Genomic DNA, 14,898 nt, shown 5'->3' on the forward strand with positions numbered 1-14,898 from the left:
AGTGCCATGAAGATATTGATAGTAGATGACGAAAGAGATGTAGAGATGTTATTCCGTCAAAAATTTAGAAAGGAAATTAAGAATGAAAACCTGGAATTGATCTTTGCCTTTTCGGGAAGTGAGGCTCTTGAAATACTCGCAGCATTTGATCCGCCAAATGTGGTATACGTATTTTCAGATATTAATATGCCGGGAATGACAGGTTTGGAATTACTTGAAAAGATCAAATCCCGCTTTCCGGCAATAAAAGTGAGTATGATCTCGGCTTATGGTGATACTGAAAATCACGATAAAGCTATTTCCTCCGGAGCAAAAGAGTTTTTTACAAAACCCATTGACTTTCTTTCCCTAAAAAAAGAAATAAGAGAGATTATGACCAATTAAATACAGGATTATGGCCAAAATTTTAGTTGTTGACGACGAGGCAGACTTAGAGATCCTGATCAAACAGAAGTTTAGACAAAAGATAAGGCAAAATGAATATGAATTTATTTTTGCCCTTAATGGCAGGCAGGCCCTGGAACAACTGGAGCAACATAAAGATGTTGATGTTGTTCTAAGTGATATTAATATGCCTGAGATGGATGGTCTTACCCTGCTATCTAAAATTAATGAAAGTAACGCTCTCTTAAAATCTGTAATTGTCTCTGCTTATGGGGACCTGGAAAACATTCGGCTGGCCATGAATCGTGGTGCTTTTGATTTTGTGACAAAACTGAGAGATTTTAAAGATCTCGAAATAACTATTGAAAGAACTCTTGCTCATGTGAAACAAATACGTCAAACTCTTAAAGCCCTCAAAGAAAATGATATTTTAAGAATGTATGTTGATGAAACCGTTCTTAATTTCATGGGTCAAAAGGAAATAGAGTCATCTATGTTTGAAAATGAAACTTTAGAAGCCACGGTGGTTTTTATTGATATTGTTGAATTCACAAAAATTAGTGAAACCCGGTCTCCAGATGTAGTGGTGAACCTCCTGAACGAATATTTCGATGTAATGGTTAAGGAGATCATTAACCAAAAAGGAATAGTGGACAAATTTATGGGTGATTGTATAATGGCAGTTTTTAAGGGAGAATACCATTGTGACAGAGCGGTGGATGCCTGCCTTTCAATTAAAAGTAAATTACAGGAACTTCCGGAACGACTGGAGGAAGGTTTTAAGCCAAAAATTTCCATAGGTGTAAACAGTGGAGAAATGGTATCGGGAAATATTGGTTCCTGCACCCTTAGACGCCTGGACTATACAGTCATTGGAGATATCGTAAATATCGCGGCCCGGTTACAGGCAGCTGCTACAGTGGACCAAATCCTTATTACCCAACAAAATTACAACCTGATCAAGGAGTCATTCAGCTGCCGGGAAGTCGGGACTATTTCTATGAAGAATAAAAAAGATCCCGTGGTGGTTTATGAAGTATTGAGCTAAAAAATTAGAAAATAAAATAATAATGCTTTACAACTATTTTACATATGAACTCTTCAAATAAGATACACTGGAAATCTATATTTTCTCTCTCTTCAATTATTTATACGATCCTGGGAGTTTTTTGCGCCCTCATCGCATTACAGGGGTTTATGATACCCAATCATCTTCTTGATGGCGGGGTAACTAAGTATTTCTATACTTTTAGAAGAAATCTTTCATATTCCTGTTAGTGTATCCTTAATAATATTTAATATCCCCTTCCTCTACCTGGGATATAAAAAAATTGGAAAAACTTTTAGTGTGAATGCCCTCCTGGCTGTATTTCTACTTTCAATTTTAATGAATTTCATCACCTTCCCTCAGGTTACCAGTGATAAAGTACTTATTGCGGTTTTTGGCGGTTTATTTATTGGTCTTGGAATAGGATTGGTAATTAGAGGAGGCGGTGTAATTGACGGCTTAGAAATCATTGCTCATTACACAAACAAGAAATTTGGCTTTTCCACAAGTGAAATTATTATGGCATTCAATTCTCTGCTTTTTATAGGTGCAGCCTTTGAATTTGGGATTGAGACTGCAATGTATTCCATTTTGGTCTATTATACTGCCATGAAGACATCAGATTATATTGTTGACGGCTTCGAAGAATTTACTGCTTTATCTATCATTTCAAAAGATTTTGACAAGGTTAAGTCTCTTATCGTTAATGATTTTGGTAAAGCTATAACAGTATATAAAGGAGAAAGAGGTTATCTTCCAAACGCATTCAATGTTAAGCATGATTGTGATATTGTTATGACTATAGTAACACGGCTTGAAATTCACAGGATGAAAGTGGCTATAAAAGAAATAGATCCCCAGGCATTCTTCTATGTGCAAAGGATCAAAGAAGTTACAGGAGGAATAGGGAAACATAATAACCTGCAACATTAAATGGAATTTTTTCAAAAGGTTTACGACAAGGTAATTACTGATTTGGAACAGGGCCTTCCCCCCTGGCTTACTTATCACAATGCAAATCACACCAGGTATGTATTACAAAAAGCAGAAGAAATTGCCAAAGAAGAAAATGTTTTTGGACAGGATTTACTACTGGTAAAGGTTGCCGCGCTTTATCACGACACAGGATTCCTTAAGGATCGCCCGGATCACGAAAAGCTAAGCTGCGAAATTTTCATAAAAGATTTTAAAGTTTCACATTTTTCTCCTGTTGAAAAAGAAAAGATCTGCAAAATAATTAAGGCTACCAAGGTGCCGCAAAATCCTAACACCCTGCTAGAAAAAATTGTAGCAGATGCTGATCTTGAATACCTGGGAACCGAACTTTTTAATAGCTTTAGTAGAAATCTACACCGTGAAATCCTTCATTTTGAACCAGATATAAAAGACCGGGCCTGGGATGAATTACAGATAAATTTCCTTTCAAACCACAAGTACCACACTAAATTTTGCAAAAGTAAAAAGGAGCTAGGTAAAACAGAAAAATCTGCTCGTAGTAAAAGAAAGGTTAATGGCACATAAATAAGAAAGAAGATAATTTTGTTTTTGCTATCCCCTCATCCCCCTTTTTCTACCTTTATTTCAAAGAGTTTTTTCATTTAAAAAAGTTGATCATAAGCTTCTATAATTACCTCTTAATTTTTAGCTAAACACAGGGTTTCCCTTCAGGTGGCTATTATCTTTGTGAAAATATGTAACTATGAATAGTAAGTTCTACGATATCTCTGCCATTGACATAAAGGGTAAGGAAATTAATATGAGCGCATTTAAAGGAAAAATAGTATTAATTGTAAACACCGCCTCAAAGTGCGGTTTTACTCCTCAACTGGAGGGACTTGAAATGCTTAATAAGAAGTACACAAAGGATGGATTGGTTATTCATTGATTTCCCTGTAATCAATTTGGTAAGCAGGAGCCCGGAGACGAGAAATCTATTGAAGAAGGGTGTATAATCAATTATGGAGTGAATTTTTTAATGTTTTCTAAAGTTGATGTGAATGGTGATCACGCGCATCCTATTTATAAATATTTGAAAGGAGAATTAGGTGGAATTTTTGGCAGTAGAATAAAGTGGAATTTCACTAAATTTTTGATTAACCGGGAAGGAAAACCAGTAAAGAGATTTTCTCCCACAACAAAACCGGAGAGTCTTGAAAAATATATTCAGAAATTGTTATAGGTAACAGGAGCTATCTCTGTTTTACTATCTCAATTGGTAACTTTGAAAAATCATTTTAAGCTTTTCTAGATCTTTTTATTCTGAAAAAACAGTTGTACCAATGATGATTGCTGTATAATAAACAAATTAAAATTTATTTTATAGGCTCAATTAATTTTTGTTTTTTTAACAGAAATATCTAATACATTTGTTTGTTATTTTCAGGAAATGAATTTCTTAATTTTAAAGAGGCTAAGTTTATTTATTCTGCTCTTTGCGGGTAATACTGGTTTTGCATTTCCTTCAACTGAGAACACTGAAGATTTTGAAAAAAAGGGAATATCATATGATATTTCTGAAGATATACAGGATCTTTTTTTCAGCACATTATCCGGAGAAAATTCTTTTGATACACTTCGTCTTTTTTCCAACGGCGCAGGGAACTTTTACTTTCAGAGTTCCTATGTCGCAAGGAAAGCAATTAGATATATTGAATTCTCAAGGTCAATAGATCCCGGGCTCAATGTGTCTAAAATAATTTTTCCCTTTCATTCTTTTATCTAATTTATCTTTTAGCTCAAGCTCTCACGGGGCTTAAATTAAATTAGTGTACAACCTATCGCAGGTAAGTACACCTTCGTCTTATACCTAAAAGAAAATTAAAATATAAAAAAATGAATACTGAATTAATAATTATATCCATACTCTTAGTATGCCTTGTTTTCCTACCATTTATCCTGGTTCCATTTGTGCAAAACCGTGGAAGTAAAAATCTAAAAAATAAATTCCGCGATGAGGCAGTTCGTCTTGGCCTGAACATAGACTTGAAAGAAAATTGGAGCTGCAATTTTATTGGCATTGATACCAATCAGAAAAAATTACTCTTTGTTCAGAAAATTGAAGAAAATTTTATTTCAGAATTTGTAGACCTGGCTACAGTTAAACAATCAAGAGTTGTAGTAACAGAGATCCATAAAAAAAATGGCAAAAAAGAAGAGAGTGAACTTCAAAAGTTAGATTTGGAATTTTCCTTCTTTGGTGGACAGGGAACTAAATTGATTAATTTGTATGACAGAGATATCAATTTTGCTCAAGACCTTGAATTAAAACATGCTGAAAAATGGAACACCCAAATTGCAGGTTTCCTAAATAGCCAACCTCTCCTGAAAAAAAGTGCATAATTTTTAATAAATGGTCATTAATATAGGGTTCTTAATCCTTGGATTGGTGCTTTTAATTAAAGGTGCTGACTGGCTTGTTGGCGGGGCTTCTGCAATTGCCAAAAAGAAAAATGTATCAGATCTTGCGATTGGTTTGACCATTGTAGCTTTTGGCACTTCTGCTCCCGAGCTCGTTGTAAACGTGGTAGCCTCTGTAAAGGATCATCAGGATATTGTTTTTGGAAATGTAATTGGAAGCAACAATTTTAATCTCCTTATGATCCTTGGTATTGCAGGTTTAATTACACCTTTGGTTGTACAACGAAGTACAGTATATAAGGAAATCCCTATTTCTTTATTAGCTGCGATACTTTTATTCGTATTGGCAAACAGCTTTTTTACAGATCAACAAATTCTTTCGAGAATTGATGGCATTGTGCTTCTTATATTCTTTTGCCTGTTCTTATTCTATGTATATAAACAGCTAAAGAGAGAACCGGACAAAACTGAAGCAACCGAAATCCAAACTTCTCAGGGAAAAAACTGGATACTACTGACGATTGGGCTCGCTTACCTGGTTGTTGGTGGTAGACTGGTGGTAACTGCAGCTGTAGATGTAGCCACCGAGATGGGTGTAAGTGAAAAGCTCATTGGCCTTACAATAGTAGCCGCAGGAACTTCATTACCAGAATTAGCAACTACTGTTGTTGCAGCCGTTAAAAGGAATTGTGATATAGCAGTTGGAAATATTATAGGATCAAACATTTTCAATGTTTTTTTCATCCTGGGAGTAAGTTCCGTGGTACGACCTATAGAATTTGATGAGGTGTTTAATATTGACCTCTATCTTTTATTTGGCGGCACAATATTTCTGTTCATAGTAATGTTTACTTCAGGAAAGAAAATTTTGGACTTATGGGAAGCTGCAATTTTGCTTTTTGCCTATATCGCCTATACGACCTGGTTGATTACAAAAGAATTATAAGATATTAAAGATGATAACAGAGGTAATAATGGCCATGTTGTGGAGCGTCTCACCTTTTGGAGAAGCCAAGGTAGGAATTCCTTATGCCATTTTTAATAACATAAATATTTATGTGGCTTTCCTGGTTTGTTTCCTGGCGAATGTGCTCATTTTTCCTATTATGAGTGTATTTCTGGATTACATAAACAGGTATTTTCTAAAGTGGAGATTCTATAAAAAATCTGCAATCTACGTTGCAAGAAAAGCCAAAATTGGTGCAGGCAAAAATGTTCAAAAATATGGATTTTGGGGCTTGCTCATATTTGTAATGTTACCCATCCCCGGAACAGGTGTTTATGCAGGTTCTATTGCGGCTTATCTCTTTGGAATTGAAAGAAAAAGAGCTTTTTTAGCTAATACGATTGGCATTTTTTTGTCCTGTTTAGTTGTATGGATTATAACCATTCTCACATTTAACGGTATGAGCTAAAATATGAGAATAAAAAAAGGTCTTAGTTATTGATTAACTTATAAACGGGTGCTTAAAGCACCCGTTTAATATATGTTTACTTTTCTATTCTATTGTCTCTAATATTTCATAAAGAAAAGTATCAACATTGAATTGGGGATGTTCTGCGAGACCAAATCGAACAACGACTAAATCTTTAGATGGAATAATAAATACGTGCTGCCCCTGGAAACCATTACAGGAATATAAGTCAGTGGGAATGTTGGGATATTTGCCTCCTGCATTTAGCCAAAAGTGGGCCCCATATTTTCCCTTAGAACCGTTCGCGGGACGGGTGGTATAGTCTACCCAGGATTCTTTAAATAACTGCTCCCCATGCCAGGATCCTTTATTTAGATACAACAGCCCAAATTTAGCCCAATCTCGTGCTGTAGCCCAGGAATAGGAAGAGCATACATAATTCCCTGCCAAATCTGGTTCTAGAGTCATAGAGTGCATACTAATTTTGTCTATCAATTCTTTATACCAAAAATCCAAATACTCCTGATGAGTTTTAAATTGATTGCGAATAAAGGCCGATAATAAATTCGTTGTTCCTGATGAGTAATTCCAGGTGACTCCGCGTATTCCTGTCAAAGGTTTTGATAATTGTACCCCGGCCATATTTTCCTCCTGAAAAAGCATCCTTGTAACATCTGAAATTGTACTGTAATCCTCCTCCCATTCCAGACCACTATTCATTTGTAGAAGATTGTCCAAAGTAATGGCAGAGCGTTCATCTTTGCTCCAGGATTCAAACAGCTCGTCCTGGTATAGTGAAATTTTCCCCTGCTTCTCAAGTATCCCCAGAATTGCACTAGTAATACTTTTCGTCATAGACCATCCTAAAAGTTTTGTATCACTGTTTATTCCGGGTCCATATTTTTCAGCTATTAAATGGCCCTTGTAAAGTACGACTACCGCCCGGGTACGTTTTATATCCTCCTCATTTGGATCAAAGGCATTATTTATCGCCTGTTCCAGCATAATGTAATTAATATTAGCAAAAGTAGAATCGACTGGATCTAAGTTCCCATAAGGATAGGGAAGGCTTTTTGGATGGAATTGGCGGGCAGGCCTGGGAATACTTATTTCCTCTTCTGTTTTTTCTTCCGGTAACAGAATACAGCCGATTCCTTTATTATATACCGCCTTTCTCTCCTTTAGACCTATAATAGTTGAAGTTACTGTTTTATGTTGGTAATTAACTTTATTAGTTGCATAACTAACAGGGTCAAAATTATTATCTGTTGTCTCCACCAATTCCAGATCTCTTCCCGCTTCAAAGATGCAGGAACAGGCGTTTTTAGCGGCAAACCCCGTTATAATATTTAATTTTGGATAATTTATATATCCCAAAAAAACCACCAGTAGTAAAAAGGCAGCAATTAAAAACTTATAATATTTTACCATTTCCGAAATAGAAATTATTAAAATATTCAATGTAGTAAATTAGATATTTCAATACTTCATAGTACATCCCGGATAAGAAACAAAACCTTTGATCATTATATTTAAGGAATTTACCCATATAAAATTTTTTGCAAATTTTATAAATATTAACAATTTTTTAATAATTTTACCTTTCGTTAATTTGAAAAAAATTACTTTAAATATTTACCTTTATTTAACTTGAAATGACAACCACTATTAGTGGTTATATGGTGATAAGGGACTCACCCTCCAACGTCGAGTATGTGAAAGTAAAAATCGACACTAAATAAAAGATTAACTGAGGAGCAATCTTGCTATCTGAAAATCAAAAGAGTAGGAAAAAAATTCAACCCCAAATCAAAATGAAAAATAAAATAAAATTAGTTACAGGGATATTCCTGTTAACCCTCACCCTCTACTCCTGCAGTTCAGATTCAGAAGAAACTGCAGTAAATGCTCTTGAGAATGAGCTGGCACTAGAGAATAACGGTATACTTGCAATTGAATCTACAACCTACATTTTCAAACAAACAGGTGAGACCGCCAAATTTCTTAGTGAGAACAGAGACTATAACTTCAAATTTGTAAATGATTTGTCCTACACTACTACTGAAGACAAACATGCAATTGAAGGTTTAACTATTACAAATCCAGAAACAGGAGAATTTATGATCTTCTCAAATTTTGAAGAATTGAAAAGCGGTTTTTTCAGATTTGATGTAGAGTTAAGTAATGGTCAGCTTATTTCCTCGGTAAAATATAAACCTGGAACTGCTAGTTCTTCTTCAAACAAATGGCATGGCGATCCTTTAATTAAGGAGCCTTCACCAGTTATTGGGGCTTTAATTGAATTATCTGAAGCCGAGAATGTAAAGCAATGTAGAGCAGCACTAAATTCCTGTTCTAACACAGGAGGAGTACCAACAATTGCTCTTACTAATGGAAAAGGTTGGTTTACTGCAATTGAAGCTTGTTCTTTAGTATGCCATGAATAACATTTAATATAAGAATATTTTAAAAAGGGCAGGAATAAAATCCTGCCTTTCCTTTTATACGATTTTCCACCTTTCTACTATAGAATACAAAAACATCAACTCAACATTTTTCAGGCTTCCAAAATCATTTCTTCATCTGGTCCATATAGATAATCTCCTAAAATTTCTGTTTGTTGCTGAATGGTCCTGGCATCATAATCAAAACTATCAAGCGGAGGATGGGGCCTCTGACTTTCGAAATATGTATGAGCATAAAAAAAAGCTTTATTAAAGTCGTGAGCAACCTGGGGAGTAAACCAGGAATAATGAGCATAATAGATAGGCCACTTCCATGTTGTACCACTTCCTGTTTCTTCAGTTTCCCACAGTTTATTTATTTCCAGGTAAAATTCCGGCAAGTTAAGAGGCCTGCCGATTAGGCCGAAATTTAAATCGACCTCCCAAATTCCGAACTGCACCATCTTATAAATGTTTAATAATTAAATTTAAATATAACTGATTATAGAATAGGTATAACTTGCTGATTATTAAAATTTTCCCATTTTTGAAAGAGGTTCCGTTGAAATTTTAAAGTCTTGTTTTACTCAAATAGATTTTCGCAATTTCAACCTTTTATGAAATTTACATTGACAAATATTTTCTATTTACTAATTCTTCTCTTCATATTCCATATTCATTTAAGAAATGTGCAATTTGTGATCTTCCAATTTATATGAGTGTAGATTGTAGAAAACGCTTATATATAGACTCCTAAATGTTAAACAACCGTTAAAAAAAATAAAAGAATTTGAAGTTTCGCCTTTCGCAAGTAAATTAGAGAAGCAATATTTGGAAATAAATTCCTCTAAATTTCCACCATTATTTATCCTTATTATTAATTCGACACGCGGTAATATTTAGACCCTCACTTGGTTAAATTTTACCTGGGTCTAAATTATTATTGCCAAATGAAATTTCTAATCAAATTACAAAGAGAGGGCTGGTATTTTTCCGGTTTTAAAGGATCTTCCGGGAAGACTGAAATTGGAAGAATCCAGAATGCGAAGATCTATAGTTCCCGCAAAGAAGCTATGAGTGAAATCACGAGAATGGGAGACTGTGGGCAAAGAATAATTGCAATTACTAAAATTGGCTGTGCACAAAAACCTCAAAGACCTGTGTCAGGAAAAGCTTCAAAAAAGTTAAATTAAAGTAGATTATAATTCTTAGATTATTTGATCTGAAAAGATTATAATATTTTTTTGTCCTTATTTTTTAAATAAATATTTTCCTGTACCACATTATCCTTAAGGGAGTTCATAATGTTTATCTTTAAGGGTACTAATAATTCCAATAATATGAAATCAGTTATTCTTTGCATTGTATTTTGTTTTAGTAGCTTTCTTGTTTCATCCCAACAAAAAAGTTCTGAAATTTTACCCTCTGAGGTTCAAATTACCACTGCTGTTCTTCCTGCTCCCGAACAATTACGAGAGGGAGCCATGGTTTATGGGTATGATAAGCAAGGGAAAATGATAATATTAAGAGAAGGCACTAATAATTTAGTGTGTATTGCCGATGATCCCACTCGTAAAGGAATTAGTGTGAGTTGCTATTCTAAAAAACTGGATCCTTTTATGTCCCGCGGAAGAGCATTGGCTGCTGAAGGAAAATCTGAAACCGAGAAAAGAGAGATTAGAAGAAAAGAAGCAGAATCAGGGGAATTGATTTTGCCTGATGCTCCCAGTATGACGTATATCTTTTCCGGAACTGAAGAAAATTATGATCGTTCTACCGGGGAACTCAAGGACGGTAGTCTTAGATATGTTATTTACATTCCCTACGCCACAGTAGAATCGACTGGTCTTCCAGATAAACCTCATGCTCCCGGAATGCCCTGGCTCATGGATCCCGGGACTCATAGGGCGCATATTATGATTACACCTCCACAAAATTAATCTCTATAGAAAATTTTATTTTCCATAAGCCTTCTCCAGGCGCGGGTCTCCTACAGTTTCCCGCCGGAAAAGCGATTGTACGTTAACCCAGTAAAGTATTTTCCATTTAAGTAAGGTAGATCCAGAAACAAAATCCGTAATTTTTTTTAAATCGCCTAAATAGAGAAAATCTATGAATGTTAAACTGGCATACAACCTTTGGGCTAGCCAATATGACAGTAACAAGAACAGAACCCGCGACCTTGAGGCTTTATCTTTGAGATCTGCTTTGGCACACATTTCATTTAAGGAGTGTTTGGAAATTGGATGTGGAACGGGCAAAAATACTGAATGGCTACTAACAAAGGCAGAAAAAATTACTGCAGTCGACCTTTCTGATGAAATGCTTGCCAGAGCGCAGAAAAAGGTGAGTTTTGAGAGAGTGCAATTTGTTCAGGCAGATATTACTGAAGAATGGAATTTCATCGATAACACAAAATACGATCTGGTAGTTTTTAGTCTTGTTCTGGAGCATATCGAAAATCTGAATCCCATATTTGAAAAAGTTTCCCAAATTTTACATTCCGAAGGAATGGTTTATCTGGGGGAACTTCATCCATTTAAGCAGTACCTCGGCACAAAAGCAAGATTTGAAACAGAGATGGGCCTACAGGAAGTAAATTGTTTCACTCATCACATTTCAGACTTTACCCGGGCCACTGAAAAAAACGGACTGGAACTTATCAAATTGGAGGAGCATTTTGATAATCCTGAAAAATCTACACCACCACGAATTCTTGCCCTTCTCTTTAGAAAAAAGAAACCCTAAAAATTAGTAAGAACTTAATCGGTAAAACCAAAAAATTACAGCCTATACATGCAGCAAAAGATGAAGAAAATTTTATACCTCACAAACTTCTATTATGAGGCAAACGGAAGGGAATATTTTAGAGAAGATCTCTATATAACCTCCAAACTGAAGGAGCACTTTCATCTACTTATTGCACATCCACAACAAGCCCTGGAATTTCTGGATTGTGCCGATCTTATAGTTTTTAGAAACACTAATCCGGTTTTGGAATATCAGGAATATTTTCAAAAATTTCTGAAGGAGATTAAGAAAAGGAATATTCTTACTTTTAATTCCTTTGACGGAAAAGCCGACATCCAGGGAAAACAGTATTTAGTTGATCTTACAAATTTGAATTACCCTGTAATACCAACAGTTAGCACTTTAGAAGAATTGCCGCGGTTAGGAATTTCGGATAAATATATTGTGAAGATTAAAAATGGGGCAGACTCTATAGGAATGGAAATTCTCACTAAAAAAGAGCTTGAGGAGACTGACCTAAAAGGAAAGCTGATCCAGCCGTTTACAGATTTTAAACACGAAGTTTCCTTTTATTATTTAAATAAAGAATTTCAATACGCCTTATACGCACCCAACAAGGAGAAACGCTGGCAACTGGAAGAATATAAAGCAACTCCGGAGGATCTGAAATTTGCAAAGCTATTCATCGAATGGAATAATATTGAGCGGGGGATTACAAGGGTAGATGCGTGCCGTTTACCAGATGGTTCCCTGCTTCTTGTAGAGCTTGAAGATCTTAACCCTTATCTTTCACTGGATCTACTCGAAAATGAGAAACGTGATAAATTTGTATATAACTTTATACAAGTATTAAGAGAGGTGGAATAGTCATCGACAACAAACGACAAAGATCCCTTACTACAATTTCTTTGCCTCTTCCCAGAATACATCCATTTCAGCCAAAGTCATTTCGCTTAACGGCTTGTTCTTTTCTTTGGCTTTGTTTTCCAGATATTTGAATCTCTTGATAAATTTCTTGTTGGTACGCTCCAGGGCGTTTTCAGGGTTTATATTTAAAAAACGGGCATAATTTATCAGCGAAAACAAAACGTCTCCAAATTCTGCTTCCATTTTATCCTGGTCCTGAACCTGAAGTTCATGATGCAGTTCATCCAGTTCCTCTTTCAGCTTTTCAAAAACCTGTTCCGGTTCTTCCCAGTCAAATCCTACCCCTGCCACTTTATCCTGGATCCTGCTGGCCTTAACCAGGGCAGGTAGAGAAGCACTCCTTCCAGAACGCTTTTCTTCCCTTCCTTCAACTTCAATTTTTCCCAATTCTTCTTTACATCTTCTTCGTCGGCCACTTCTACATCACCATAGATATGAGGATGCCTGTCAATTAACTTATCGCAGATACTGTTGGCGACATCGGCTATATCAAAATCATTTGTTTCACTCCCAATTTTGGCGTAGAATACCAGGTGTAATAAAATATCACCCAGTTCCTTTTTGATCTCTTCCCTGTCTTTTTCAAGAATGGCATCTCCCAGTTCATAAACCTCTTCTATCGTAAGATGCCTCAAGCTTTCCATTGTTTGCTTCCTGTCCCACGGGCATTGCTCCCGCAGTTCATCCATAATGGTTAGTAATCTGTCAAAGGCAAGTAATTGATCTTTTCTGGAATTCATAATCTTCATTTTTGTAAAAATACGATTGTGAGGAAATATTAGCTATTTCAATATTCAATTCTATCAACAAAAAAAGCAGCTTTATTATAAATAAAACTGCTTTCAGATTTGTTTCTAAGAGAAGATTCTATTCCTCTTCGTCTTTTGTTTTATCTACTTTCTCTTTAGTTTTATCTGCTTCTTCGGTGGATTCTTTGTCAGATTCCTTAGAAAAATCAGTAAATCCATTGCTAACCAAAAGATTATACCATTGAATAATTTTTTTGATATCGCTCTGGTAAACTCTGTCAACATCATAATCAGGTAGGACTTCAGCAAAATAATTCTCAAGTTCTTTTTTCGATGCCTTGTGATCTATAGCCTGTCCTCCATCTTCTTTCTCATATATTTTCTGAAAAATTGTCCCCAAAGGCACTTCTTCAGAATAAGTATAAACCGCTATTTCACTTAAGAGGCTTACATTGTTACGTACACTAACTGAAATCTTTTTTCCTTCAGTTATAGATTTTGCTACAAAACCTCCTCTTGTTTGTGCCGTTAATTCATATAATCCCGGTTTACCGGAAATTGATAATATTTTTTCTAAACCCATCGCGTCATCTTAATTTTGGCTGGCAAATATCATATCTCTTCAAGTAATATCAAAGGATTCAACGGCCTTTTTTCATTGCCGGAAAGCGCATCCTGTAATCGCACTGTATCTTCCCTTTTGATATATTGCTGAGTTTCCCCTTTATAAGCCTTTTCTTCAGGCTTGAGAGTTTATCAGTAAACAGGATCCCTTCAATATGATCGTACTCATGCTGAATGACCCTGGCAGCTACCCCTTCGTATACTTCCCGATGTGTATCAAAGTTTTCATCCTGATATTCTATAGTAATCTTAGGTTTCCGGAATACGTCTTCCCGAACATCAGGAATACTAAGACATCCTTCATTAAAAGCCCACTCCTCCCCTTCTTCACTAATTATCTCAGCATTTATAAAAACCTTTTTTAGATCTTTTAAAACTGCCTTTTCAGACTCTTCCAGAGATTCATCTTCAGAAAATGCCGTAGGATCAATAATAAAAAGACGTATGGGAAGTCCTATTTGCGGTGCCGCAAGCCCAACGCCGTAGGCTTCGTACATGGTTTCCCACATATTTTCAATAAGCTCTTTTAAGTTAGGATAGTCCTCTTCTATTTCTTTCGCTTTTTTCCTGAGAACAGGATCTCCATAAGCTACAATCGGTAAAATCATTTTATTCCTTTTCGCCTCTACCTGCTTTAGTTTGCATCGGGCATTTATTATTATTTATATAAATATGACTGAAGAATAATAGTCGCGCTTATCTCATCAAGCAGGGACTTATCCTGACGCTTCTTCTTTTTCAATCCGCTGTCAATCATAGTTCTTACAGCCATTTTTGAAGTAAAGCGTTCATCAACTCTCTTCATCTCCATCTGCGGAAATTTTTCCTGAAACTTCTTCAAAAATTCAAGAATAGCGCCTTCACTTTGGGAAGCTGTATTATCCATTTGCTTAGGTTCCCCTACAAGGACAAGCTCCACATTTTCTTCCTTAAAATATTTCTCCAGGTAAGGCATCAACTCTGCAGTAGGAACTGTCCCCAGTCCGGAAGCAATGATCTGCATCTCATCAGTCACTGCTATTCCTGTGCGTTTCATCCCGTAATCTAGAGCCATTATTCTCGCCATGAAAATATTTTTGGCAAATGTAAGCTTAAATAGGCAATATTAAAACCGAAGGAAGCCTGGGTAAAAGATTGTCTCCGGGATTTTTCACCATAAGATGATTTTTGTTTTAGGAACTTCAGATAAACAACGCAAG

General features: G+C 35.7%; 17 protein-coding genes and 2 pseudogenes. 13 read left to right on the forward strand and 6 right to left on the reverse strand.

Annotation, left to right across the window (positions count from 1 at the left end; all coding sequences use genetic code 11):
• Positions 1-6 precede the first annotated feature (6 nt).
• The 8 genes and pseudogenes from LZ575_RS06260 to LZ575_RS06295 all read left to right on the forward strand — a co-directional run bounded on the left by LZ575_RS06260 (position 7) and on the right by LZ575_RS06295 (position 6,204).
• Positions 7-384 (forward strand): response regulator, encoded by a 378-nt coding sequence (locus LZ575_RS06260; RefSeq protein ID WP_235329894.1) that lies wholly within the window; start codon positions 7-9, stop codon positions 382-384.
• A gap of 10 nt (positions 385-394) precedes the next feature.
• A complete protein-coding gene (locus LZ575_RS06265; RefSeq protein WP_235329895.1) occupies positions 395-1,432 on the forward strand; it encodes an adenylate/guanylate cyclase domain-containing response regulator in 1,038 nt (345 codons plus the stop codon).
• Between the two features lie 243 nt (positions 1,433-1,675).
• Entirely contained in the window at positions 1,676-2,365 is a 690-nt protein-coding gene (locus tag LZ575_RS06270) for a YitT family protein (RefSeq protein WP_235330682.1), read from the forward strand.
• The gene (locus tag LZ575_RS06275) at positions 2,366-2,953 is read left to right on the forward strand and encodes an HD domain-containing protein (RefSeq protein WP_235329896.1); all 588 of its coding nucleotides are present in this window, start codon (positions 2,366-2,368) and stop codon (positions 2,951-2,953) included. It begins immediately after the preceding gene.
• Positions 2,954-3,131: 178 nt separating this feature from the next.
• Positions 3,132-3,611 (forward strand): annotated as a pseudogene (locus LZ575_RS06280) (glutathione peroxidase).
• A 653-nt stretch (positions 3,612-4,264) separates the two neighbouring features.
• A complete protein-coding gene (locus tag LZ575_RS06285) occupies positions 4,265-4,771 on the forward strand; it encodes a hypothetical protein (protein ID WP_235329897.1) in 507 nt (168 codons plus the stop codon).
• Between the two features lie 10 nt (positions 4,772-4,781).
• Positions 4,782-5,735, forward strand: a complete 954-nt coding sequence (locus LZ575_RS06290) for a calcium/sodium antiporter (protein WP_235329898.1) — start codon at positions 4,782-4,784, stop codon at positions 5,733-5,735.
• Positions 5,736-5,745: 10 nt separating this feature from the next.
• Positions 5,746-6,204, forward strand: coding sequence for a small multi-drug export protein (locus LZ575_RS06295; protein WP_235329899.1), 459 nt, complete (start codon positions 5,746-5,748; stop codon positions 6,202-6,204).
• Between the two features lie 84 nt (positions 6,205-6,288).
• Here the strand turns inward: LZ575_RS06295 and LZ575_RS06300 are convergent, their stop codons facing one another.
• Positions 6,289-7,635, reverse strand: a complete 1,347-nt coding sequence (locus tag LZ575_RS06300; RefSeq protein ID WP_235329900.1) for a serine hydrolase — start codon at positions 7,633-7,635, stop codon at positions 6,289-6,291.
• A gap of 383 nt (positions 7,636-8,018) precedes the next feature.
• Between LZ575_RS06300 and LZ575_RS06305 the strand changes: the two genes are divergently transcribed.
• Positions 8,019-8,651 (forward strand): hypothetical protein, encoded by a 633-nt coding sequence (locus tag LZ575_RS06305; protein ID WP_235329901.1) that lies wholly within the window; start codon positions 8,019-8,021, stop codon positions 8,649-8,651.
• A gap of 110 nt (positions 8,652-8,761) precedes the next feature.
• On the opposite strand, the gene LZ575_RS06310 is transcribed toward LZ575_RS06305, so the two are convergent.
• Positions 8,762-9,112: a hypothetical protein gene (locus LZ575_RS06310; RefSeq protein WP_235329902.1), complete on the reverse strand. Its 351-nt coding sequence runs from the start codon at positions 9,110-9,112 to the stop codon at positions 8,762-8,764.
• A 486-nt stretch (positions 9,113-9,598) separates the two neighbouring features.
• Between LZ575_RS06310 and LZ575_RS06315 the strand changes: the two genes are divergently transcribed.
• The 4 genes from LZ575_RS06315 to LZ575_RS06330 all read left to right on the forward strand — a co-directional run bounded on the left by LZ575_RS06315 (position 9,599) and on the right by LZ575_RS06330 (position 12,266).
• Complete coding sequence (locus LZ575_RS06315; RefSeq protein WP_235329903.1) at positions 9,599-9,841, forward strand: hypothetical protein; 243 nt, start codon at positions 9,599-9,601, stop codon at positions 9,839-9,841.
• A 147-nt stretch (positions 9,842-9,988) separates the two neighbouring features.
• Complete coding sequence (locus LZ575_RS06320) at positions 9,989-10,588, forward strand: hypothetical protein (RefSeq protein ID WP_235329905.1); 600 nt, start codon at positions 9,989-9,991, stop codon at positions 10,586-10,588.
• A 172-nt stretch (positions 10,589-10,760) separates the two neighbouring features.
• Positions 10,761-11,396: a class I SAM-dependent methyltransferase gene (locus LZ575_RS06325; protein ID WP_235329906.1), complete on the forward strand. Its 636-nt coding sequence runs from the start codon at positions 10,761-10,763 to the stop codon at positions 11,394-11,396.
• A 60-nt stretch (positions 11,397-11,456) separates the two neighbouring features.
• Positions 11,457-12,266 (forward strand): hypothetical protein, encoded by an 810-nt coding sequence (locus tag LZ575_RS06330; protein ID WP_235329907.1) that lies wholly within the window; start codon positions 11,457-11,459, stop codon positions 12,264-12,266.
• A gap of 30 nt (positions 12,267-12,296) precedes the next feature.
• On the opposite strand, the pseudogene mazG reads toward LZ575_RS06330, so the two are convergent.
• The 4 genes and pseudogenes from mazG to ruvX form a co-directional block, all read right to left on the reverse strand.
• Positions 12,297-13,066, reverse strand: a pseudogene (mazG, locus tag LZ575_RS06335) (nucleoside triphosphate pyrophosphohydrolase).
• Between the two features lie 127 nt (positions 13,067-13,193).
• Positions 13,194-13,658 (reverse strand): DUF5606 domain-containing protein, encoded by a 465-nt coding sequence (locus tag LZ575_RS06340; RefSeq protein ID WP_235329909.1) that lies wholly within the window; start codon positions 13,656-13,658, stop codon positions 13,194-13,196.
• Positions 13,659-13,716: 58 nt separating this feature from the next.
• Positions 13,717-14,307, reverse strand: a complete 591-nt coding sequence (gene def, locus LZ575_RS06345) for a peptide deformylase (protein WP_235329911.1) — start codon at positions 14,305-14,307, stop codon at positions 13,717-13,719.
• 50 nt (positions 14,308-14,357) lie between these two features.
• Positions 14,358-14,765, reverse strand: coding sequence for a Holliday junction resolvase RuvX (ruvX, locus tag LZ575_RS06350; protein ID WP_235329912.1), 408 nt, complete (start codon positions 14,763-14,765; stop codon positions 14,358-14,360).
• Between the last annotated feature and the right edge of the window lie 133 nt (positions 14,766-14,898).

It is taken from the genome of Antarcticibacterium sp. 1MA-6-2 (assembly GCF_021535135.1).
Classification (GTDB): Bacteria; Bacteroidota; Bacteroidia; order Flavobacteriales; family Flavobacteriaceae; genus Gillisia.

Bases quoted from the DNA above. Each gene is read 5' to 3' on its own strand.
- LZ575_RS06260 (WP_235329894.1), top strand. From the start codon at position 7: ATGAAGATATTGATAGTAGATGACGAAAGAGATGTAGAGATGTTATTC.
- LZ575_RS06265 (WP_235329895.1), top strand. From the start codon at position 395: ATGGCCAAAATTTTAGTTGTTGACGACGAGGCAGACTTAGAGATCCTG.
- LZ575_RS06275 (WP_235329896.1), top strand. From the start codon at position 2,366: ATGGAATTTTTTCAAAAGGTTTACGACAAGGTAATTACTGATTTGGAA.
- LZ575_RS06285 (WP_235329897.1), top strand. From the start codon at position 4,265: ATGAATACTGAATTAATAATTATATCCATACTCTTAGTATGCCTTGTT.
- LZ575_RS06290 (WP_235329898.1), top strand. From the start codon at position 4,782: ATGGTCATTAATATAGGGTTCTTAATCCTTGGATTGGTGCTTTTAATT.
- LZ575_RS06295 (WP_235329899.1), top strand. From the start codon at position 5,746: ATGATAACAGAGGTAATAATGGCCATGTTGTGGAGCGTCTCACCTTTT.
- LZ575_RS06300 (WP_235329900.1), bottom strand. From the start codon at position 7,635: ATGGTAAAATATTATAAGTTTTTAATTGCTGCCTTTTTACTACTGGTG.
- LZ575_RS06305 (WP_235329901.1), top strand. From the start codon at position 8,019: ATGAAAAATAAAATAAAATTAGTTACAGGGATATTCCTGTTAACCCTC.
- LZ575_RS06310 (WP_235329902.1), bottom strand. From the start codon at position 9,112: ATGGTGCAGTTCGGAATTTGGGAGGTCGATTTAAATTTCGGCCTAATC.
- LZ575_RS06315 (WP_235329903.1), top strand. From the start codon at position 9,599: ATGAAATTTCTAATCAAATTACAAAGAGAGGGCTGGTATTTTTCCGGT.
- LZ575_RS06320 (WP_235329905.1), top strand. From the start codon at position 9,989: ATGAAATCAGTTATTCTTTGCATTGTATTTTGTTTTAGTAGCTTTCTT.
- LZ575_RS06325 (WP_235329906.1), top strand. From the start codon at position 10,761: ATGAATGTTAAACTGGCATACAACCTTTGGGCTAGCCAATATGACAGT.
- LZ575_RS06330 (WP_235329907.1), top strand. From the start codon at position 11,457: ATGAAGAAAATTTTATACCTCACAAACTTCTATTATGAGGCAAACGGA.
- LZ575_RS06340 (WP_235329909.1), bottom strand. From the start codon at position 13,658: ATGGGTTTAGAAAAAATATTATCAATTTCCGGTAAACCGGGATTATAT.
- def (WP_235329911.1), bottom strand. From the start codon at position 14,307: ATGATTTTACCGATTGTAGCTTATGGAGATCCTGTTCTCAGGAAAAAA.
- ruvX (WP_235329912.1), bottom strand. From the start codon at position 14,765: ATGGCGAGAATAATGGCTCTAGATTACGGGATGAAACGCACAGGAATA.